This is a genomic window from Cupriavidus sp. HPC(L), from assembly GCF_000307735.3.
In the GTDB taxonomy this organism is placed as follows: Bacteria; Pseudomonadota; Gammaproteobacteria; order Burkholderiales; family Burkholderiaceae; genus Cupriavidus.
On the sequence record NZ_AMPR02000179.1, the window covers coordinates 1 to 20,014 of the forward strand.

The following is a 20,014-nucleotide window of genomic DNA, read 5'->3' on the forward strand; positions in this document are numbered from 1 at the left end:
GTATGTCGCCGGCACGGGCGGCGCGCGCGAACCGGTGCGCATGCCGGGCCTGCACGCCGGCTCGCTGGTCCGCGTCGCGCTGAGCGCGGACGGCACGCTGCTGGCCATCCGCTCGGTCGATCGCAATGCCAGCCGGCAGCTGCAGCTATGGCGCTTGCCCGCGGCCCCGACGCAGGCCGCGCTTGCCGAGGGCGGAGCGCCGTGTGCGATCGCGTTGCCGGCCGATCTGCGCAGGACATCCAATGCCGTGTTTCGACCGGGGGCGGCGCACGAGCTCGCCGTGGCCGACGACGACAAGGTGCGGCTGTGGACGATCACGCTGCCCAGGAGCGGCTGCATCGGCGCAACCGTCACGCGCAAGCGCGTGTTCGACCGTTTGCCGCGCGGGCAGATCACCAGCCTCGCCTTCGAGCCGCAAGGGCGCGCGCTGCTGGCAGGCAACTATCTGGGCAAGGTCTATCGCATTCCGGTCGAGGGCGGCCGCGACGATGCGGCCGCCGGCAAGCGCACGAGAGAACCGGCGGTGACGGTGCTCAAGCATGACGCCTCGGGCGTCATCACCGCGCTCGCGATGCCCGCCGATGCGCCGTTCGTGGTGGCCGGCGACGATCACGGCAATCTGTTCCTGCTGGCCTCGGATGGCCGTGGGCTGCTGCCGCTACCCCAGTCGGTCTATCGCGACGGCGACCGCCGCCAGCCCATCGCATTTCTTTCGTTGTCCGACGATGGCAGACGCCTCTACTCGGCCGGCACCGAACTGGCGGCGGAATGGAATCTTGATCCCGACGCGTGGCGCGGCACGGCATGCCGGATCGCCGGCGGCGGCTTCACCGATCGGCAGAAGGCCGCTCTGTTCAGCGGCGGCTTCATCGCCCCGGCGCCATGCGAGTCGTTCGACACGGGCGCCGACGCCTCGTAGCGCCGTCGTTCGGCGGCATCTCACCAGCCCATTTCCCAGGAGACACGCCATGCCCTTCGTGAACTTGCCGGATGACGGCGACCGCTATGCCCTGATCGCCTTCGACGAGGATGGCGACGAACGAGCGGACGACCCGGATGGCGAAGCCGGCTGCCTGTCGTTGCGGCTGCTCGAGCGCTGGCGCGCCGCGCCGCCGACCGATGTCTTCCTGTGGTGCCATGGCTGGAAGGGCGACATGCCGGCTGCGCTGGACCAGTACGGCAGATGGATCGGCGCCTTCGCGCGGCAGCGTGCCGATCGAGAGGCGGCGCAGGCGCAGCGGCCGGAGCTGCGGATCGAACATGTCGGACTGCATTGGCCCAGCCAGCCCTGGGGCGACGAGGAGATGGCCGAGGGCGCGGGCGATGCCAGCTTCGCCGCAGCCGCGGCGGTGGGGCCGCAGGCGTTGATCGACGCTTACGCCGAACGTCTGGGCGATACGCCGCGGGTGCGCGCCGCGCTGGCCACGATCGTCGAAGTGGCACGCACCGAGCCCGATGCGATGCGCCTGCCCGTCGAGGCGCAGGCCGCCTACCGCGATCTCGATTGGGCGCTGGGGCTACGGTCCGAAGGCATCGGCGGCGACTTGTCGTCCGACCGTCTGCCGTTCGACCCGGAGCAGGCCTTCGATGACGCGCTGCAGGTCGATGCCGCATTCGGCGGCCCTTCGCTGTCCGGCATCCTCGCGCCGCTGCGCCAGCTGTCGTTCTGGACCATGAAAAAGCGTGGGCAGCGGATCGGCGAGACCGCGCTGCATCCGCTGCTGAACCGGCTGCTCGAGGCTGCGCCGGCGGTCCGGCTGCATCTGGTTGGCCACAGCTTCGGCTGCGTGGTGATGTCCTCCGCGCTGGCCGGGCCGGGCGGCGATGCGCCGTTGCGCCGGCCCGTGGCCAGTTGCGTGCTGATCCAGGGCGCGATGTCGATCTGGTCCTATTCGCCCGACATCCCGTTGCAGCCCGGCACGGCGGGCTACTGCCACGGGATCCTGACGCACGGCAAGGTCAGCGGGCCCATCGTCGTCACCCGGTCGCGCCACGACAGCGCGGTTGGCGTGCTGTACCCCTGGGCCGCCGGCGTCGCGAGCCAGCTGACCCTGGCGGAAACCTCGGCGTTGCCCAAGTACGGCGCGATCGGCGCGTTCGGTCTGCAGGGCATCGATGGGGCCGCAGACGCGTCGATGCTCGGCGTGGACGGCGTCTACCCATGGGGGGAAGGCGACGTGTTCAATCTCGATGCGAGCCAGTTCATCCGCAAGGGCCAGGGCATCTCCGGGGCGCACAGCGATATCGACGGCCCGGAGGTCGCGCACCTGATCTGGCAGGCCGCGATGGCCGCCATCGCCACGAACGGGAACACGCCATGAACGCGCACGCCGCGGAACCGGACGAGGGCGAGGCGCCGCTGCCGCTTGGGGTCGACGCCGACACCGGTCTGCCGCTGCCGCCGATCGACGCTCGCGCCTTCGATGCGTTCGGTCGGCGCGAGACCGAGCGTCGCCGCTCCCCCGAAGCGGCCGCGGAGAAATCGCGTCAGTCCCGCACATTCGCGTTGATGGGCGATGTCTCGGCCAACGAACTGGATCAGGCCGGCTGGGGGCTGGTGTTCGCCAGCGGCACCGATCCGGCGCCGTGGCTGGACGCGCTGGCGCCTCTGGTGGGAAGACGGCGGGAACAGGCCGGCGCCCGCTTTCGCGTCTTCGCCGGCGAGCAGGGTTGCCAGCCGGGCGAAACGGCAAGCGCCTGGCTGACCCGGCATGGCGCCTCGCTGAACCTGGTCGATCCGGAACTGGGCGTGCCGTACTACCTCGCGCTGGTCGGCTCGCCGCAGCAGATTCCCTACGCGTTCCAATACACACTGGACCTATACTGGGCGGTCGGCCGCCTGGATTTCGCCGCGCCCGATGAGCTGCGCCACTATGCGGACAGCGTCGCGGCATGGGAAGCGGCGAACCATGCCAGGGCTACCCTACCGGGCAGCGTGTTGTTCGCGACCTGCCACGATTTCGACCGTGCTACCCGCCTGCTGACGCGCCAGCTGGTCGGCCCGCTGGCCGAGACGCTGGGGCGGCGCCCCGACATGGCCTTCCATCCGGTGCTTGCCGAAGCCGCCACCAAGGCGGCGCTGCGCGAGATCCTGCGCGGCAAGCTGACGGACGGCGCACCGGCGCTGCTGTTCACCGGCACGCACGGCGTCAGCCTGCGCGCGGATGATCCGCGCCAGGCCGGTACGCAAGGCGCCATCGTCTGCCAGGACTGGCAGGGCTACGGGGCGATCGGGCCCGATCACTGGTTTGGCGCCGACGATCTGCCAGAGGACATCCATTGCCACGGCATGATCCATTTCTGTTTCGCCTGCTACGGTGCGGGGGTACCCGAGTTCGACGACTTCGTGCAGGCGCAGGCCCCGGTGCGAATCGCGCAGGCTTGCCGTACCGCACGGCTGCCGCAGCGGCTGCTGGCGCATCCGGACGGTGGCGCGCTGGCGGTGCTTGGGCATGTCGACCGCGCTTGGGCATACAGCTTCCAGAACACACGGGCCGCGCCGCAGACCCAGGGCTTTCGCGACGTGATCGGCAGCCTGATGCGCGGCGATCGTATCGGTCATGCGACCGACCGCTTCAATCTGCGCTGGGCCGCGCTCAGTACCGAGTTGGCGGACCTGCTGCGCGAACGTCAGGCAGGCGCCATGGTGCCGGAGCGCGAGCTCGCGCAGCGCTGGGTGATGCGCGACGATGCGCGCAACTACGTGGTCCTTGGCGATCCGGCGGTACGTATGCAGCGATGAATGCAGCGATGGATGCCGAGAGGAATGCCGAGAGGAATGCCGTATCGAGCCGTCATCTCGGCAGCCGCCGGACTGTCCCGGCGTCGATATAAAAAACATATCGTCCAAGCCATTCTTGGTATTGGACGCAAATCGCGGTTTCCTCGAAGATTCCACCATCCGGCGGGCTCGTTCCCGGCCGCACATCGACAAGTGGGAAGAGGAGACAAGCATGCCGACCAGCGCCGTCCGTCAGGACGTTTCATCGCAACCCGACGTCGCGGCGACGCCGCCGCTGCATCCGGTGCCCGATCAGCATGGCGTCAATCTATTTGCCAGCGATCCTGATCTGCGTGCGCTGCTGCCGCTGTATCTGCCGGCGGACCTGTACCAGCATCTGTTGCCGCATCTGGATCGCATGGGCGCGCTGGCTGGCGGCGTGCTCGATGCACTGGCCAATACCGCCGACCACCATCCGCCCACGCTGACGCACCGCACGCGCACCGGCATCGATGCGCAGCGCATCGACAAGCATCCTGCCTATGTCGAGCTCGAACGCGTGGCCTTTGCCGAGTTCGGGCTGGCGGCGGTATCGCATCGCGGTGGCGTGCTGGGCTGGCCGCAGGCGATGCCGGCGGCGGCCAAGTACGCGCTGACCTATCTGTTCGTGCAGGCGGAGTTCGGCCTGTGCTGCCCGCTGTCGATGACCGATTCGCTGACGCGCACGCTGCGCAAGTTCGGCGATCCTGCGCTGGTCGAGCGCTTCCTGCCGAACCTGACCACGCAGGTGTTCGAGGACCTGTACCAGGGCGCGATGTTCATGACCGAACAGGGCGCGGGCTCCGATGTGGCGGCCACCGCCACGCGCGCGATCCCCGATCCCGAGGCGCAGGGCGGCTGGCGCCTGACCGGCGACAAGTGGTTCTGCTCGAATCCCGATGCCGAGCTGGCGATGGTGCTGGCGCGTCCGGATGGGGCGCCGGACGGCATCAAGGGCGTGTCGCTGTTCCTGCTGCCGCGCCGGCTCGCCGATGGCAGCCCGAACCACTATCGGATCATCCGCTTGAAGGACAAGCTCGGCACGCGCTCGATGGCGAGCGGCGAGATCCGCCTCGAGGGCGCGCACGCGTGGCTGGTCGGCGAGCCGGGCCGCGGCTTCGTGCAGATGGCCGACATGATCAACAATTCGCGGCTGTCCAACGGCGTGCGCGCCGCCGGGCTGATGCGCCGGGCGTTGTCCGAGGGGCTGTTCATCGCGCGGGAACGCCGTGCGTTCGGCAAGCGGCTGATCGACATGCCCCTGATGCGCCGCCAGTTGCTGAAGCTGACGCTGCCGACCGAGCAGGCCCGCACGATGGTGTTCCAGACTGCCGAGGCGCTGCGCCGGGCCGATGCGGGCGAGGCCGACGCCTATCCGCTGATGCGCATCCTGACGCCGCTGATCAAGTTCCGCGCCTGCCGCGATGCGCGCAAGGTCACCGGCGATGCGATGGAGATCCGCGGCGGCTGTGGCTACATCGAGGAATGGAGCGACCCACGGCTGGTGCGCGACGCCCACCTGGGCTCGATCTGGGAAGGCACCAGCAATATCGTCGCGCTGGACGTGCTGCGGGCGATCCGGCGCGAGGGCGCCCTGCCGGTGCTGCGGGCCCATCTACAGCAGCTGTTGGCGCAGACGCCGCTGCACGCCAATGTCCGTGTGGCGTTCGAAGGCGCGCTGGAACGAGCCTGCACGCTCGCGGCCGACGCCGCCCAGGCCGATGCCGCGGGCGATGTGCTCGCGCGCCAGGCCGCGTCCGCGCTGTACCACGTGACCAGCGCGGTGGCGATGGCCTGGGAAGCGGGACGCATCGGCTCGGTGCGCCGCATGAGTCTGGCCCAGCTGGTGCTGATCCACCGTGTGCTGCCGCGCGACCCACTGGCGGGCGGCGCCGAACCCGATTGGCTGGCCGACACCGTGGCACCCCCGGCCGAAGGCGCGGTGCAGCCTGCCGGCGCGGTCGATCAGGTCGACCTGTTCTGAAGACACGCGGACCTACCCGCGGCGAGGCGCATGCCGTCGCGGCCGGTCCTGCGCAATGAGCAACGCGACAAGCCACGCAACAAGCAACCGAACAAGCAACCCCACAAGCGCCCGGGACGATGAATCCCGACGGCGCATGGCCCGACAAGGAGACATGAGATGACCCCCTGGCAACGCATCGCGGCGATCGCCGCCGTTTCCACGCTGACGCTGTGCGCCGGCATCGCGCCCGCCTTCGCGCAGAAGGACTATCCGTCCAAGCCGATCATGATGGTGGTGACCTACCCGCCGGGCGGTCCGACCGACGCGATGGCGCGCACGCTGGCGGCCTCGCTGAAGAACACGCTCGGCCAGCCGGTGGTGGTCGAGAACCGCGCCGGCGCCGGCGGCAATATCGGCGCGGAAGCCGTCGCGCGCGCCGAGCCCGACGGCTACACGCTGATGTTCGGCACGTCGGCGCCGCTGGCGATCAATGTCAGCCTCTATCGCAAGATCAACTACGACCCGGTCAAGAGCTTCACGCCGGTGATCCAGATCGGCCATCTGCCGAATGTGCTGGTCGTCAATCCGTCGGTGCCGGCGAAGAACGTCCGCGAGCTGATCGCCTATGCCAAGGCCAATCCCGGCAAGCTGACCTATGCGTCGTCGGGCAACGGCGCCTCATCGCACCTGGCCGGCGTGCTGTTCAACAACCTGGCGGGCACCGATTTCCAGCACATTCCGTACAAGGGCACCGGTCCGGCGCTGAACGATCTGCTGGGCGGCCAGGTCAGCATGACCTTTACCGACGTGCTGACCGCGCTGCCCTTCATCAAGAGCGGCAAGCTGCGCGCGCTCGGCGTGACGACCAGCGAGCGCTCGCAGGCGCTGCCCGATGTGCCGACGGTTGCCGAGCAGGGCGTCGCCGGCTTCGACGTATCGGTGTTCTTCGGCGTGGTCGCACCGGCCGGCACGCCGAAAGAGGTCATCGGCAAGCTGAATTCGGCCTTTGCCGACGCACTGAAGCAGCCGGAGGTCCGCAAGACGCTGCAGGGACAGGGGCTCGAGTTCGCGCCGTCGACCAAGCCCGAGCAACTGGGCGGCTTTATCAAGGCCGAGGTCGGCAAGTGGCGCGCGGTGGTGCAGAAGTCCGGTGCGCAGCTCGACTGACCGGAATCGACGACGATGCCGACGATGGCAACGAGCCAGGGAAATTCGATGACGCAAGCAAGCACCGGCGCGCTCGCCGGCATCCGGGTGGTCGACCTGTCGCGCATCCTGGGCGGCCCTTACTGCGGGCAGATCCTCGGCGACCACGGCGCCGATGTGCTGAAGATCGAGCCGCCGCAGGGCGACGACACGCGGACCTGGGGCCCGCCGTTCAAGGATGGCGTGGCGTCCTACTACTTCGGGCTGAACCGCAACAAGCGCGTGATGCGGCTCGACCTGACGGTGCCGGTCGAGCGCGAGGTATTGCTCGCGCTGCTGGCCGACGCCGATGTGCTGATCGAGAACTTCAAGACGGGCACCATGGAGAAATGGGGCCTGGGCTACGAGGCGCTGTCGGTGCGCTTCCCGCGCCTGGTGCACTGCCGCGTGTCGGGCTTCGGCGCCGACGGTCCGCTGGGCGGCCTGCCGGGCTACGATGCCGCGATCCAGGCGATGGCGGGCATCATGAGCATCAACGGCGAGGCGGACGGCGAGGCGCTGCGCGTCGGCTTGCCCGTGGTCGACATGGTGACCGGGCTGAACGCCGCGCTGGGCGTGCTGCTGGCGTTGCAGGAACGGGAGCGCAGCGGCCGCGGCCAGTTCGTCGAGGCCGCGCTGTATGACTCGGGCCTGTCGCTGCTGCATCCGCACGCGGCCAACTGGTTCATGAGCGGCAAGGCGCCGCAGCGCACGGGCAATGCCCATCCAAACATCTATCCGTACGACACGGTGGCGACCGCCACCGACCCGATCTTCCTGGCGGTCGGCAACGACCGGCAGTTCCGCATCCTGTGCCAGCAGCTTGGCGTGCCCGCGCTGGCCGACGACGTGCGCTATGCGACGGCCGGGGCACGCTCGGTCAATCGGTCCGCGCTGAAGGCCGAGCTGGAGGCGCAGTTGAGCACGCGCGACGGCAAGGCGCTGGCCGATACGCTGGTGCAGGCCGGCGTGCCCTGCGCTCCGGTGTTGTCGGTGCCCGATGCCTTGCAGCATGCGCACACCGCGCATCGCGAGATGGTGGTCGAGATGGAAGGCGGCTACCGGGGTTTGGGCGCGCCTGTGAAGCTGTCGCGCACGCCGGCGACCTATCGTTTCGCGCCGCTGGCCGAGGGAGACGCCTTCCTACCGCGGGAGGGGGAGGGCTAGCCTGCTGTCCACTTTGGACATGGCGGATCTTGGGCTATGGTAACGAGACGCATTCCGAGCGAGAGGCAGCGCCAGCTGGCGCAGACCGGACCGCCGGTGCCGATCGATTCCCAAGGAGACCACCATGTCCTATGTCGACGGTTTTGTCATTGCCGTGCCCACCGCCAACCGCGAGGCCTACCGCGAAATGGCGCAAAAGGCCGCGCACGTGTTCAAGGAGTACGGCGCCCTCCGGGTGTTCGAATGCTGGGGCGACGATGTGCCCGAGGGCAAGGTCACGTCGTTCACGATGGCGGTGCAGCGCAAGGACGACGAGTCCGTGGTGTTCTCGTGGATCGAGTGGCCGTCGCGCGAGAAGCGGGACGAAGGAATGAAGGCTGCAATGGCCGATCCGCGGCTGGCGAACGACATGCAGAACATGCCGTTCGACGGTCAGCGGATGATCTATGGCGGGTTCGAGCCGATCGTCCAGGCCTGAGCGGACAGGCCGGACCGTTCCGCTGGCTTGCGCGCTGGCGCACAGCGTCGGAATGGGCCGATAGCGAGGCGGACCGCGGCTAGAATCGCGGTTCGCGACGCCCTCGCGTCGTTGTCCCGCATACCGACCGCCACCCATGCCGACCAAGAAGCCCGACGCCAGCGCACGCGCGAACAGCGAGCAAGCCCTTCAACTCCTCGACGCGGCCACCGAACACGTGCTGACCCATGGCCTTGGCGACCTGTCGCTGCGCAGCGTGGCCGAGGCCCTGGGCACCAGCCACCGCATGCTGATCTACTACTTCGGCTCGGCGGACGGCTTCTGGCAGGCGCTGCTGCATCGCATCCGCCATGCCGAACAGCAGGCGCGACATCATGCGCTGGCCGAGGGCACGGATCCGAAGTCAGCGCTGGTTGCCGCCTGGCAACGATACTCGGCATCGAACTACCTGCCGATCATGCAGCTGGTGTTCGAGATCTACGGCCGTGCCATTCGCGACCGCGAACGCTTCAGCGGCTTTCTCGAGGATGTCATCGGCAGCTGGACCGGCATGCTGGCCGAACGCTTCGAACGCAGCCTCGGCATGAGCCGAAGCGAAGCGAAGCTGCTGGCCCGCGTCGAAGTGGCGACGATCCGCGGGCTGCTGCTCGATCTGGTCACCACCGGCGACCGCAAGGGCACCACCGCCGCGATCGAATATTTCGCCGAAATGATGACGCGGCCGCGCCAGCGGTGACCCGCGGACTACCCTTGCTTTCCCTGCATTCCAGCCGCTGAGTTCGCGCCGTAATTCGCGCTGGAATCCGCGCGATTCTGCGCGTATACCCTCGCTACACCGATCCATGTACCACATGGTACATTGCGTCTCGATTCGGCTGACCGCTGCGGCGGCCGAACGACATCCCGAGCGGGACGAATCGACGAAACGGTGAGTGCAGGAATGAAACGGCGAACACTTTTGGGCTGGACTGCGGGCGCAGTGCTGGCCGCCACGCTGCCCGGTATCGCGCAGGCGGAAAACTATCCCTCGAGGCCGGTCCGGCTGGTGGTGCCCCAGGCCGGCGGAACGGGCAACGACGTGCTGGCGCGGGCGCTGGCGGAACGGCTGGGACATGCCTGGAAGCAGGCGGTGGTGGTGGAAAACAAGCCGGGCGCCAACGGCGCGCTGGCAATCAACTACGTGCTGTCGCAGCCCGCCGACGGCTACACGCTGTTCTTTGCCGGCGTGTCGAACCTGAGCTTCAACCCGCATCTGTATCCGAAGCTGCCGTACAACCCGTCGAAGGATCTGGTGGGCGTCGCCATGCTGGCGAACTCGCCGTTCGTCTTCGTCGCCGCGCCGTCGCTGAAGGTCAAGACCTTGCAGGAGTTCGTGCAGATGGCGAAGGCGCGTCCCGGCGAGATCAGCTTCGCGTCGGGCGGCGTGGGCAATTCCACGCATCTGGCAATGGAACTGGTCGCCGAAAAGGCGGGAATCAAGCTGCAGCACGTTCCGTTCAATGGGCCGGGCGGTGCCACCAGCCTGATGAACGGCCAGACGCCGGTGATGATGAACGTGGTGGCCGGCGTGCACGCAAACATCGTCGGGCAGAAGCTGGTGCCGCTCGCCGTCACCGGCGACAAGCGTCTCGCCGCGTTGCCCAACGTGCCGACCTTCAAGGAGCTGGGCTATGACGTCGCGGTGCCGGGCTGGTACGCCATCGTCGCCAAGACCGGCACGCCGGCGGCGCTGGTGCAAAAGATCAACGCCGACATCAATCAGGCACTGGACGACCCGCAATTGAAGGAGAAGCTGGCGTTCCAGTTCCTCGAACCGATCAAGGGACCCTCAACGGAGGTCGAGCGCCACATGAAGCGCGACTCTGAAGCCTGGGGTCCGGTCATCCGCAAACTCGGCATTTCTCTTTGATCACGACGCCATGCCTCATCTGACAAAAGCCGTCCACGAATATCGACTCGCGTCGATGCGCAAGCTGATGGACCGACTGCGCGTCGATGCGCTGGTCTTCGGCACGCCCGACTTCTTTCAATTCGCGACCAACTTTCAGCTGGACGTATGGCCCTGGGAACGGCCGGTCTTCGTGGTCGTTCCGCGCAACGGCGACACCTTTGCGGTGATGAACGAGCTGTCGACGAACCATATGCGCTTCGCCACCGAAAAGGGGAAGGTGTGGTTGTCGGATATCACCTATTACGCCGAGCACCCGCGTGTCTCCAATCGCCTGCCGCTGGCGCCGCAGCTGCCCGAGGTCGTGGCGGCGCTGCTGGCGCAGAAGGGCCTGGGCATGTCCCGCATCGCAGTGGACGTCGCCCACCCCATCCTCACGGCGGCGCAGCGCTATCTGCCCGAGATGACGCTGCGGCCCGCGATGGGTGAGATGCGCAGCCTGCGGTGGGTCAAGCATGCCGAGGAACAGCAGGTCATGCGCGAACTCGGCGCACTGACGGACTGGGTGCAGGACCGGTACCGCGAGAACATTCGCGCCGGTCGGCTGGTCCAGGAGCTCGATCACGCGATGGCGGCCCTGATGGTCGAGGAAGCCGCGCGCCGCTTCCCCGGCGAGGACTTCGACATCCTGAAGTGCTGGACGCTGTCCGGCCCCGCCTCCGCCTCCCCGCATGGCGACGGCGCGGCCTGCGGCGCGCGCATTTCGGCGGGCGACACCATCGTCAACCTGGTGCTGCCGCGTTTGAATGGACTATACGTCGAGAACGAACGGACCTGGTTCTGCGGCAAGCCGACGGACCAGCAGGCGCGCCTGTATTCCGTCGCGGCCGAAGCCACCGATGCCGCGGTCGAGGCGGCGGTGCTGGGCAAACGCGTCTGCGACATGGATGCCGCGGCATTGCAGGTGATCGAGCGGGCCGACTGCGCGCAATACGTCTTTCACCGGACCGGCCATGCCGTTGGCCTGATGCTGCATGAGTATCCGGAAGACATGGCGTTCAATACGCGGCCGTTGCTGGCAGGGGAGGTGTATTCCGCCGAGCCGGGTCTTTATGTCTATGGACTTGGTGGCTTCCGCCTCGACGATACGGTGATCGTGGGCGAGCGGCCGGAGGTCATCGTCAAGACGCCGAAGACGTTGGCTTACGCGACGGTGGCGTAGCGCAACGCGGCAGGATTGGCCATCCGCCGTCATGCGAATGGCCCGAGGCAACTATTTGCTGAGCAGGCGGTCGAGCTTGGCGTCCACTTGTTGGAGGCGCATATCGATTGCGCCGACTCGAACCTCGAGCGCGCCCAGCCGGGCTTCCACTGCGTCAAGTCTGGCGCCGAAGCGATCCAGCCTCTTGTCGACTGCATCGAGCCGGCCCGTCAGCCGCTTGTCCATTTCGATAAGCTGGGCCTGCAACGGTGCGGTGTTCTTGTCGACCTTGTCTTGCATGTTGGAGCTTTGGAAGCTCATCACCGAGATGACGAGCGCGATCCCACTGCCGACGGACGAGAACACGCCCCACGGGGGAATGATTACCCCCACCTGCTTGCGGATCAGTTGAAGCGCGTCGTGTCGGGACAGCGCGTCGTCGCGGCGTCGATGGGGCTTGGGGCGAGGGGGGGCGGCTTGCATCGCATCGTGATCGGTAACGTTCGGGTCCGGGGTGGTGATCATGGTCTTCGTCCATCGAGATAAGAAGGGCGGCATCGGTCGGCGAGGCGTGGGACAAGGATCAACGTCCTTGCCGCCACACCACTCGACTGATGCCGCACTATCCCACCTCAGGATTTGCCCGGCTTTCGCTTTTCTCCGACGTCCATCGAAGAGCGTGCACACGATCCCGACACATTCCCTTCGCTGGCGCGACGCCCCGCGCTCGCCTGGCGATCAACCCGGAATCATCCCCGTCAGCCAATACGCCTGCACCATCGTGATGATCCCGACGATCACCGCGAACAGCAGGCTGTGCTTGACCGTGAAGCGGAACAGCTCCGACTCGCGGCCAACCAGTCCGGTTGCCGCGCAGGCCACCGCGATCGACTGCGGCGAGATCATCTTGCCGGTCACGCCGCCGGTGGTATTGGCGGCCACCAGCAGCGTGTCCGAGACGCCGATCTGATGCGCGGTCGTGCTCTGCAGCGAGCAGAACAGCGCGTTCGACGAGGTATCCGAGCCGGTCAGGAAGACGCCGAGCCAGCCGAGGAACGGCGAGAAGAAGGGGAAGGCCGCACCGGTGCCGGCCAGCAGCAGCGCCAGCGTCGACGACATGCCCGAGTAGTTGGCGACGAAGGCGAAGGCCAGTACCAGTCCGATCGACAAGATGGGCCGGCGCAGCTCGAGCAGCGTCTCGCCGAAGGTCGCCAGCAGCGTGCGCGGCGACATGCGCAGCAACACGGCGGAGATCAGGGCGGTAAGCAGGATCGCGGTGCCGACGGCGGACAGCAGGTCGATCTTCAGCACCGCGTCGTAGGCCTTGGGCTCGGCGACGATCGGCGCGGTCTTGACGACCAGCTTGTCGAGCCAGGGCACCGGGAACTTCAGCACAGTGCCGGCCAGCGCGCCCCCGGATGCGAACAGCGCCTTGAACGGCTGCAGGCTCCAGACCGTGACGATGGCGGTCAGGATGCCGAACGGCGCCCAGGCGCGCACCGTCTGGGCAAGTGTGTACGGCGAAGCCTTGCGCGCGTTGCGCTCGTTGGCCGTGCCGATCGCGGGAAAACCGCCCATATCGCCGAAGCCGCCGAGCGCAGCGGCGCCACCGTGGCCGGCTCGCAGCGATGCGCCGGCGGCACGCGCCGCGCTGCGCGGTTGCCAGACCTTCAGGAAGGCCGACAGCGACACCAGGCTGACCAGGGCCGAGGTGATGTCGGGCAGTTCGGGACCGATATGGTTGGCGGTGAAGTACTGCGTCACGGCAAAGCTGCCGCCGGTGACCAGCGCGGCCGGCCAGGTCTCGCGCACACCCTTGACGCCGTCCATCATGAACACCAGCCAGAACGGTACCGCCAGCGACAGCAGCGGCAATTGCCTGCCGGCCATCGCGCCGATATGGAAGGGGTCGATGCCGGTGACCTGTCCGGCCACGATGATCGGGATGCCCATCGCGCCGAAGGCCACCGGCGCGGTATTGGCGATCAGGCACAGACCCGCGGCGTAGAGCGGATTGAAGCCCAGGCCGACCAGCAACGCGGCGGTGATCGCCACCGGCGCGCCAAAACCGGCCGCGCCTTCGAGGAAGGCGCCGAAGGCAAAGCCGATCAGCAGCACCTGCAGACGCTGGTCATCGGTGATCGCCAGCACCGAAGCGCGGATCACGTCGAACTGGCCGGTCTTGACGACGATCTTGTACAGGAACACCGCGGTGACGATGATCCACGCGATCGGCCACAGGCCGTACAGGAAGCCGTAGCCCGCCGAGGCGAGCGCCTGCGGCACGGGCATGCCATAGCCTGCAATGGCCACGGCCAGCGCGAGCGCCAGCGTGATCGCGGCGGCCACATGGCCCTTCATGCGCAGCAGCGCCAGCGCGACGAAGAAGAACAGGATGGGAATGGCGGCCGCCAGCGAGGACAGCCACAGGCTGCCAAGCGGCGTATAGACCTGTTGCCAGGTTTGCATATCGGTCTCCTCCGAGGGATGCGAGTCTAGAAAGGGAAATTGGATTTGGCGAAGTGGCCGAGCACGTCTCGGTCACCATCGCGTCGTTCCCGCGAACGCGGGAATCCGGCGTCTTCGGAAGCCGCTGGATCCCCGCCTGCGCGGGGACGACAGACGTTGGTGGGCAGGGCGCTTGCTATTCGGGTTGCCCGCGCTCGCGCAGCAGATCGGCGAGGCTGCGCGCCGCCGGCCGCAAGGGCTCTCGATGATCGGTCCACCCCATCTGCCGCGATGGCGTGAACGCGCGCAGCCGCATCGCGGCCCAGCGGAACACCCGGTAGAGGCGCGGATGCGCAAACGCGCCGCGCCAGAAGCGCCAGATCAGCTGTTCGCCGCGGCTGTAGCGCGCGCCCTGGCCGCGCAGGGGATGCTGTACCGCCTCGTCGGGATTGCGGTTGGCCTCGGTGCGCAGCCGGATCAGCAGCTGGGGAATCGGAATCCGCACCGGGCAGACCTCGCCACAGGCGCCGCACAGGCTCGACGCGGTCGGCAGATCGGCGGTGGCGTCCAGTCCCAGCAGATGCGGCGAGATGATCTTGCCGATCGGGCCCGGATAGGTGGTGCCGTAGGCGTGCCCGCCGATGCGGGTATAGACCGGGCAGTGGTTCATGCAGGCGCCGCAGCGGATGCACTGCAGCGTCGCGCGCAATTGCGCGTCGGCATAGGCCTGGGTGCGTCCGTTGTCGAGCAGCACCACGTGCATCTCGCGCGGGCCGTCGAGCTCGCCGGCGCGGCGCGGACCGGTGATCAGGTTGAAGTAAGTGGTGATTGCCTGGCCGGTGGCCGAGCGCGTCAGCAGCGTGGCGAGCGGCACGATATGGTCCAGGCTCGCCACCACCTTCTCGATGCCCATGATCGCGATATGCACCGGCGGCACGGTGGTCGACAGCCGGCCGTTGCCCTCGTTCTCGACCAGCCACAGCGTACCGGTGTCGGCGGCGGCGAAGTTGACGCCGGACAGGCCGATATCGGCCTCGACGAAGGCGTGCCGCAGCGCGCGGCGGCCGGTCTGGATCAGCGTGTCGACGTCCTCGGTGTAGGGCGTGTCGGGGATATGCTGCTCGAACAGCGCGGCGATATCGCCGCGCGTCTTGTGAATCGCCGGCATCACGATATGCGAGGGGCCTTCGCCGGCCAGCTGGACGATGTATTCGCCCATATCCGACTCGAGGCTGCGGATGCCGCGCTCGGCGAGGTAATGGTTCAGCGCGATCTCCTCGCTGGCCATCGACTTGCCCTTGATCACGCTGCGCGCGCCGTGGCGCTCGGCAATGTCCGCGATGATCGCGTTGGCCTCGTCGGGCGTCTGCGCCCAATGGACCTGCACGCCGACCTCCGTCAGCTTTGCCTCCAGTTGCTCCAGCAGCTGCGGCAGATGCGCCAGCGCATGCTGGCGCACCGCCTCGCCGAGGTCGCGCAAGGCCTGCAGCTCGTCGCCGTCCGGAAACTGGACCGCGCGCTTGTTCTGCAGGAAGTCCATCGCGCCGCGGAAGCTGCTGCGCAGCTTGGCGTCGTCGAGCGCCGCCCGGGCCCGCGCCTTGAAGTCGGCGGACGGTACGAAATGCATCGGGGTCGCGCTCATACCGGTTCTCCCGATGTCGGTGCCGACGCTTGTATTGCCGGCGATGCCGTGCTGCCGCCGCGCTCGACGATCAGCACCCACAGCCGGCGCGGCCCATGCGCGCCATAGGCCAGCGTCTGCTGGATGTCGGAGGTTTTCGACGGGCCGGACACCAGCACCAGATTGGTCGGCATGCCGTCCTGCCAGCGTTCGGCGCGCATCGCGGCGTGCAAGTCCGCATGCAGCGTGTCGGCGTAGACCAGCGCCACATGCAGCGGCGGGACCAGCGAGACCGTGCGCGGCGCGCGCGCGTCCGGCAGCAGCACCAGCGTGCCGGTGCCGGCGATGCCCGAGCGGGCCACCGTGAAGCCGGCGTCGATGGTGTCGAACAGCTCGCCCTTCCACGCTTCGATGGGGCGTTGGTATGCGACGGCGTCGACGGCCGATGGCAGGCAGCGCGACAGCGCGATGCCTTCCGGACCTTGGGGATCGAACAGCAGGCGGCGCACGCCGTCTTCGGCGAGGCGCTGGGCCAGCAGTGCGGGCCAGCCGGCCTCGTCGGTGCGCCAGACTTCGGCGTGTGCCGCGTGAAGGGCGGCCTGCATCGCGTCCGCGAGCGTGGCGCCGTCCCCGGGTGCGTGCATCGCGCGCCGGCCGTCGAAATGCGCGTCGATGCGCCGGCTCAGCGTTGGCGCCGCGGCGGGGTCGTCGTTGGCGACCGGCGCGGCAGCGCGCAGCCGTTCGAGGATGCGCGTGCGGGCGTCGTCGGCGATCATCGCTGCGTCTCCGTTGCGGCCAGCGCCGCGTGCGGGCCGGCGCTTCCATCGCGGTCGCCATCCCCGCTTCCATCCGCATGACCAAGACGGCGCCACAGGAACGTGGCCATATGCTCGACCTTGAGGCCCAACGCCTGCCGGCGCGCCGCATGGCCGATATTGAGCAAGCAGCCGCAGTCGGCCGATACCAGCGTGTCGCAGCCGGTGGCACAAGCGGAAGCGACCTTGTCCTGCACCATCGCGCCCGAGATGTCCGGATGCTTCAGCGAGAAGGTGCCGCCGAAACCGCAGCACTCGGATTCGCGCTCGTGTTCCAGCCGTGTGACACCGGGCAATGCGTCGATCAGTTCGACGCCGTGAACGCGCGTGCCCATCTCGCGGCGGGCCGCGCAGGAGGTATGCAGTACCACGGTCTCCGGCCTGACAGATCCCGACGTCGACGCCTCCGCCGGCGCGGCATCCGGATAGCGGACCTTCAGTACGCGCAGCAGGAACTCGCTCAGTTCGAACACGCGCTCGGCCAGTGCGCGCGCCTTCGGGCCTGCCACGGCATCGTCCTCGAACAGCTTGGGCCAGTGATGGCGCATCATGCCGGCGCAGGAGCCGGAGGGCACGACGATCGGCCAGGGCTGGGCGAACAGATCGAGCTGCGCCCGCGCGACGGCGCGCGCCTGCTCGGGGTTGCCGCTGCTGTAGGCCGGCTGGCCGCAGCAGCTCTGCCCGCGCGGGAAATGCACGGTCAGCCCTTCCCGCTCCAGCAGACGGACCGCATCCAGGCCGGCTTGCGGCACGAACAGGTCGACCAGGCAGGTCGCGAACAGGTACACCTGCGCGGGGGCCTCGGGGTATTGCCTCGGAATCATGTCTCGCTCCGGAGATGGCCCGCCTGCAATGGCGGGCTCGATGCGTAGTAGTGGCGTAGTAGTGGGGTAGTCGTGCGTTTGGGACGTCGTTCTGCGTCCAAGTGTGGGCGCGGCCGAGCACGTCCGCTTCGGCGGCATAATTCCCGCTGCGGCGGCAAGGTTCAAATTGGTTGGACCAGTTGAACGCGCGACGAAGCGAGGGGAGAGGACGATGGCGGCAGGCATGCGCGAGCGCGGCCGGGTGGAGGAGGTAATGCGCAAGGTCGAGACCGCGCTGCTGGACGGCACGTGGCCGGCGGGCACGCGCCTGCCGGCGGAGCGTGTCCTGGCCGAGACCTACGGCGTGGCCCGCAACACGGTGCGCGAGGCCACGCAACGGCTGGCGGCGCGGGGGCTGCTGCAGAGCCGGCGTGGCGCCGGCGTGTTCGTCACCGAGCAGCTGCGCAGCGGCATCGCGTCGCCGTGGCGCCAGCTGGTTGCCGACCATCCGGCGCTGCGCGAGGACATCCTGGAATTCCGCCGTGTGCTGGAGGGCGCCACCGCGTATTTCGCCGCGCTGCGCGCCGACGGGCAGGACCTGCGGCGGATCCGAACCCTGTTGGACCAGTTGGAGCGCGCCCGCGAACGCGACGACAAGCAGGCGGAGGCCGACGCGGACGCCCAGCTGCACGAGGCGATCGCGCTGGCCTCGCACAACACGATGTTCCTGCACCTGCATACCAGCGTGATCGGCATGCTGCGCGAGCACATCACGACCAACGGTACCGGCCTGCGCGAGCAGGACGCCGAGGCCTCCGACCAGCTGCTGCTGCAGCATCGCACGCTGTGCGCCGCGATCCTGGCGCGGCGCCCGGAAGAGGCGCGCACAGCGATGCAGGCGCATATCGACTACGTGCGCAGCCGGGCGGAGTAGCCGGCCGTCGTCGAGCGACGCGCCTTCTTCGGAGCTCCGGAGTCTGGTTTCTTCCCGGCAGGCGCACGCAGAAACGGGTACGCTCCCGGCGCCGGCGTGGCACGACTGTCCGCTCGCCGACGCCGCAGCAGCCGTTCCCGCAACGGAAATCGGACCGGTTTTGGCGGCCGGTGAGCCGGCGGAATTGGCACGCAGAAACGGGTACGCTTCGCCCCCAAGTCCTTCGCCAGAGAGTCGCCATCGGGCTTCCATGACGTTTGCGCGCTATATTCCGGACCAGGGGCCCGGTGCCGCGCCAAGCCGCGTCATGACAGGGCTACCGCTCCTTGCCGGGGGAACAGATGGCGTTCACTGAAACGATCGGCGCGCGGCGCTACGCGTTCGCGGACCTGAAGACGCTGCTGGCCAAGGCCAGCCCGGCCCGCTCGGGCGACCAGCTGGCGGGCCTGGCCGCCGACAGCGAAGAAGAGCGGATGGCTGCACGGATCGCGCTGGCCGACCTGCCGCTGTCGCGCTTCCTGAACGAGGCGCTGATCCCGTACGAAAGCGACGAGGTCACGCGGCTGATCGTCGACCGCCACGACGCCGATGCCTTCGCCGAGATCGCCGCGCTGACGGTCGGCGAATTGCGCAACTGGCTGCTGCTGCACGAGACCGACGGCACGGTGCTGGCCCGCGTGGCGCCGGGCATCACGCCCGAAATGGCGGCCGCGGTCAGCAAGCTGATGCGCAACCAGGACCTGATTGCGGTGGCGCGCAAGTGCCGTGTGGTGACGCGCTTTCGCGACACGATCGGACTGCCGGGCCGGCTGTCGGTGCGCTTGCAGCCCAACCATCCCACCGACGACCCCAAGGGCATTGCCGCCTCGATCATCGACGGCCTGTTCTATGGCTGCGGCGACGCCACTATCGGCATCAATCCGGCTGGCGACAACCTGGCGTCGATCGTGGCGCTGCTGCGGCTGATCGACGAGCTGCGCGAGCGCCACGGCGTGCCGACGCAGTCGTGCGTGCTGACCCATGTCACCAACACGCTGCGTGCGATCGAGCAGGGCGCGCCGGTCGACCTGGTGTTCCAGTCGATCGCCGGCAGCGAGCAGGCCAACGCCGCCTTCGGGATCGATCTGGCGCTGCTGGCCGAAGCCCGCGCCGCCGCGCTGTCGCTGGGCCGCGGCACGGTCGGCGACAACCTCATGTATTTCGAGACCGGGCAGGGCAGCGCGCTGTCGGCCAACGCCCACCACGGCGTCGACCAGCAGACCATGGAGGCGCGGGCATATGCGGTGGCGCGCGCCTTTTCGCCGCTGCTGGTCAATACCGTGGTCGGCTTCATCGGGCCGGAGTACCTGTACGACGGCAAGCAGATCGTGCGCGCCGGGCTCGAGGACCATTTCTGCGGCAAGCTGCTCGGCGTGCCGATGGGCTGCGACATCTGCTACACCAACCACGCCGAGGCCGATCAGGACGACATGGACACGCTGCTGACGCTGTTCGGCGTGGCCGGCGTCAACTTCATCATGGGCGTGCCCGGCGCGGACGACATCATGCTGAATTACCAGAGCACGGCCTTCCACGACGCGCTGTACCTGCGCGAGACGCTGGGCCTGGCGCCGGCACCGGAGTTCGAGGCCTGGCTCAAGCGCACCGGCATCTTCGGCGACGATGGCAGGCTGGTCGAGCCGGCCGAGCGCCAGCCCTTGCTGCAACTGGCGCACGACCTGTAAGCGATTCAGGCCCATTCAAGCCCA

Annotated in this window: 17 protein-coding genes; 12 read left to right on the plus strand and 5 right to left on the minus strand. The window is 68.3% G+C overall.

Going from position 1 to position 20,014, the window contains the following annotated elements; translation table 11 throughout:
- The 10 genes from B551_RS26550 to B551_RS11865 all read left to right on the plus strand — a co-directional run.
- Positions 1 to 919: hypothetical protein (locus B551_RS26550; protein ID WP_043439091.1), on the plus strand; the 919-nt coding region annotated here is incomplete at its 5' end.
- A 49-nt stretch (positions 920 to 968) separates the two neighbouring features.
- Positions 969 to 2,321 carry a hypothetical protein gene (locus tag B551_RS11825; RefSeq protein WP_006576128.1) on the plus strand — a complete coding sequence of 451 codons (1,353 nt, stop codon included), beginning with the start codon at positions 969 to 971 and terminating at the stop codon, positions 2,319 to 2,321.
- Entirely contained in the window at positions 2,318 to 3,742 is a 1,425-nt protein-coding gene (locus tag B551_RS11830) for a C25 family cysteine peptidase (protein ID WP_006576127.1), read from the plus strand. Before B551_RS11825 ends, B551_RS11830 begins: the two co-directional genes overlap by 4 nt.
- Before the next feature lie 211 nt (positions 3,743 to 3,953).
- The gene (locus B551_RS11835) at positions 3,954 to 5,744 is read left to right on the plus strand and encodes an acyl-CoA dehydrogenase family protein (RefSeq protein ID WP_006576126.1); all 1,791 of its coding nucleotides are present in this window, start codon (positions 3,954 to 3,956) and stop codon (positions 5,742 to 5,744) included.
- Positions 5,745 to 5,903: 159 nt separating this feature from the next.
- A complete protein-coding gene (locus B551_RS11840) occupies positions 5,904 to 6,893 on the plus strand; it encodes a tripartite tricarboxylate transporter substrate binding protein (RefSeq protein ID WP_006576125.1) in 990 nt (329 codons plus the stop codon).
- A 48-nt stretch (positions 6,894 to 6,941) separates the two neighbouring features.
- Entirely contained in the window at positions 6,942 to 8,078 is a 1,137-nt protein-coding gene (locus B551_RS11845) for a CaiB/BaiF CoA-transferase family protein (RefSeq protein ID WP_043439094.1), read from the plus strand.
- A gap of 124 nt (positions 8,079 to 8,202) precedes the next feature.
- Positions 8,203 to 8,556 carry a DUF1428 domain-containing protein gene (locus B551_RS11850; protein ID WP_006576123.1) on the plus strand — a complete coding sequence of 118 codons (354 nt, stop codon included), beginning with the start codon at positions 8,203 to 8,205 and terminating at the stop codon, positions 8,554 to 8,556.
- 136 nt (positions 8,557 to 8,692) lie between these two features.
- Positions 8,693 to 9,292 carry a TetR/AcrR family transcriptional regulator gene (locus B551_RS11855; RefSeq protein WP_006576122.1) on the plus strand — a complete coding sequence of 200 codons (600 nt, stop codon included), beginning with the start codon at positions 8,693 to 8,695 and terminating at the stop codon, positions 9,290 to 9,292.
- Positions 9,293 to 9,514: 222 nt separating this feature from the next.
- Positions 9,515 to 10,465, plus strand: a complete 951-nt coding sequence (locus tag B551_RS11860) for a tripartite tricarboxylate transporter substrate binding protein (RefSeq protein ID WP_253281345.1) — start codon at positions 9,515 to 9,517, stop codon at positions 10,463 to 10,465.
- A 10-nt stretch (positions 10,466 to 10,475) separates the two neighbouring features.
- Positions 10,476 to 11,666, plus strand: a complete 1,191-nt coding sequence (locus tag B551_RS11865; protein ID WP_006576121.1) for a Xaa-Pro peptidase family protein — start codon at positions 10,476 to 10,478, stop codon at positions 11,664 to 11,666.
- A 51-nt stretch (positions 11,667 to 11,717) separates the two neighbouring features.
- On the opposite strand, the gene B551_RS25145 is transcribed toward B551_RS11865, so the two are convergent.
- From B551_RS25145 to B551_RS11890, 5 genes are all read right to left on the minus strand, one after another.
- Positions 11,718 to 12,170, minus strand: coding sequence for a hypothetical protein (locus B551_RS25145; protein ID WP_006576120.1), 453 nt, complete (start codon positions 12,168 to 12,170; stop codon positions 11,718 to 11,720).
- A 213-nt stretch (positions 12,171 to 12,383) separates the two neighbouring features.
- Positions 12,384 to 14,114, minus strand: coding sequence for a lactate permease LctP family transporter (locus tag B551_RS11875; protein WP_006576119.1), 1,731 nt, complete (start codon positions 14,112 to 14,114; stop codon positions 12,384 to 12,386).
- Positions 14,115 to 14,289: 175 nt separating this feature from the next.
- Positions 14,290 to 15,735 (minus strand): LutB/LldF family L-lactate oxidation iron-sulfur protein, encoded by a 1,446-nt coding sequence (locus B551_RS11880; protein ID WP_006576118.1) that lies wholly within the window; start codon positions 15,733 to 15,735, stop codon positions 14,290 to 14,292.
- Positions 15,732 to 16,490: a lactate utilization protein C gene (locus tag B551_RS11885; RefSeq protein ID WP_023264157.1), complete on the minus strand. Its 759-nt coding sequence runs from the start codon at positions 16,488 to 16,490 to the stop codon at positions 15,732 to 15,734. Before B551_RS11885 ends, B551_RS11880 begins: the two co-directional genes overlap by 4 nt.
- Positions 16,487 to 17,353, minus strand: a complete 867-nt coding sequence (locus B551_RS11890; protein WP_006579948.1) for a (Fe-S)-binding protein — start codon at positions 17,351 to 17,353, stop codon at positions 16,487 to 16,489. The genes B551_RS11885 and B551_RS11890 overlap by 4 nt, the downstream gene beginning before the upstream one ends.
- A 211-nt stretch (positions 17,354 to 17,564) precedes the next feature.
- Here B551_RS11890 and B551_RS11895 point away from each other — a divergent pair, with 211 nt between their 5' ends.
- Together B551_RS11895 and B551_RS11900 are read left to right on the plus strand one after the other, a co-directional pair.
- On the plus strand, positions 17,565 to 18,266 hold the full coding sequence (locus tag B551_RS11895) for a FadR/GntR family transcriptional regulator (protein ID WP_006579947.1): 702 nt from the start codon (positions 17,565 to 17,567) through the stop codon (positions 18,264 to 18,266).
- A gap of 341 nt (positions 18,267 to 18,607) precedes the next feature.
- Positions 18,608 to 19,990, plus strand: coding sequence for an ethanolamine ammonia-lyase subunit EutB (locus tag B551_RS11900; protein ID WP_006579946.1), 1,383 nt, complete (start codon positions 18,608 to 18,610; stop codon positions 19,988 to 19,990).
- Positions 19,991 to 20,014 lie beyond the last annotated feature (24 nt).

Bases quoted from the DNA above. Each gene is read 5' to 3' on its own strand.
- B551_RS11825 (WP_006576128.1), top strand. From the start codon at position 969: ATGCCCTTCGTGAACTTGCCGGATGACGGCGACCGCTATGCCCTGATC.
- B551_RS11830 (WP_006576127.1), top strand. From the start codon at position 2,318: ATGAACGCGCACGCCGCGGAACCGGACGAGGGCGAGGCGCCGCTGCCG.
- B551_RS11835 (WP_006576126.1), top strand. From the start codon at position 3,954: ATGCCGACCAGCGCCGTCCGTCAGGACGTTTCATCGCAACCCGACGTC.
- B551_RS11840 (WP_006576125.1), top strand. From the start codon at position 5,904: ATGACCCCCTGGCAACGCATCGCGGCGATCGCCGCCGTTTCCACGCTG.
- B551_RS11845 (WP_043439094.1), top strand. From the start codon at position 6,942: ATGACGCAAGCAAGCACCGGCGCGCTCGCCGGCATCCGGGTGGTCGAC.
- B551_RS11850 (WP_006576123.1), top strand. From the start codon at position 8,203: ATGTCCTATGTCGACGGTTTTGTCATTGCCGTGCCCACCGCCAACCGC.
- B551_RS11855 (WP_006576122.1), top strand. From the start codon at position 8,693: ATGCCGACCAAGAAGCCCGACGCCAGCGCACGCGCGAACAGCGAGCAA.
- B551_RS11865 (WP_006576121.1), top strand. From the start codon at position 10,476: ATGCCTCATCTGACAAAAGCCGTCCACGAATATCGACTCGCGTCGATG.
- B551_RS25145 (WP_006576120.1), bottom strand. From the start codon at position 12,170: ATGATCACCACCCCGGACCCGAACGTTACCGATCACGATGCGATGCAA.
- B551_RS11875 (WP_006576119.1), bottom strand. From the start codon at position 14,114: ATGCAAACCTGGCAACAGGTCTATACGCCGCTTGGCAGCCTGTGGCTG.
- B551_RS11880 (WP_006576118.1), bottom strand. From the start codon at position 15,735: ATGAGCGCGACCCCGATGCATTTCGTACCGTCCGCCGACTTCAAGGCG.
- B551_RS11885 (WP_023264157.1), bottom strand. From the start codon at position 16,490: ATGATCGCCGACGACGCCCGCACGCGCATCCTCGAACGGCTGCGCGCT.
- B551_RS11890 (WP_006579948.1), bottom strand. From the start codon at position 17,353: ATGATTCCGAGGCAATACCCCGAGGCCCCCGCGCAGGTGTACCTGTTC.
- B551_RS11895 (WP_006579947.1), top strand. From the start codon at position 17,565: ATGGCGGCAGGCATGCGCGAGCGCGGCCGGGTGGAGGAGGTAATGCGC.
- B551_RS11900 (WP_006579946.1), top strand. From the start codon at position 18,608: ATGGCGTTCACTGAAACGATCGGCGCGCGGCGCTACGCGTTCGCGGAC.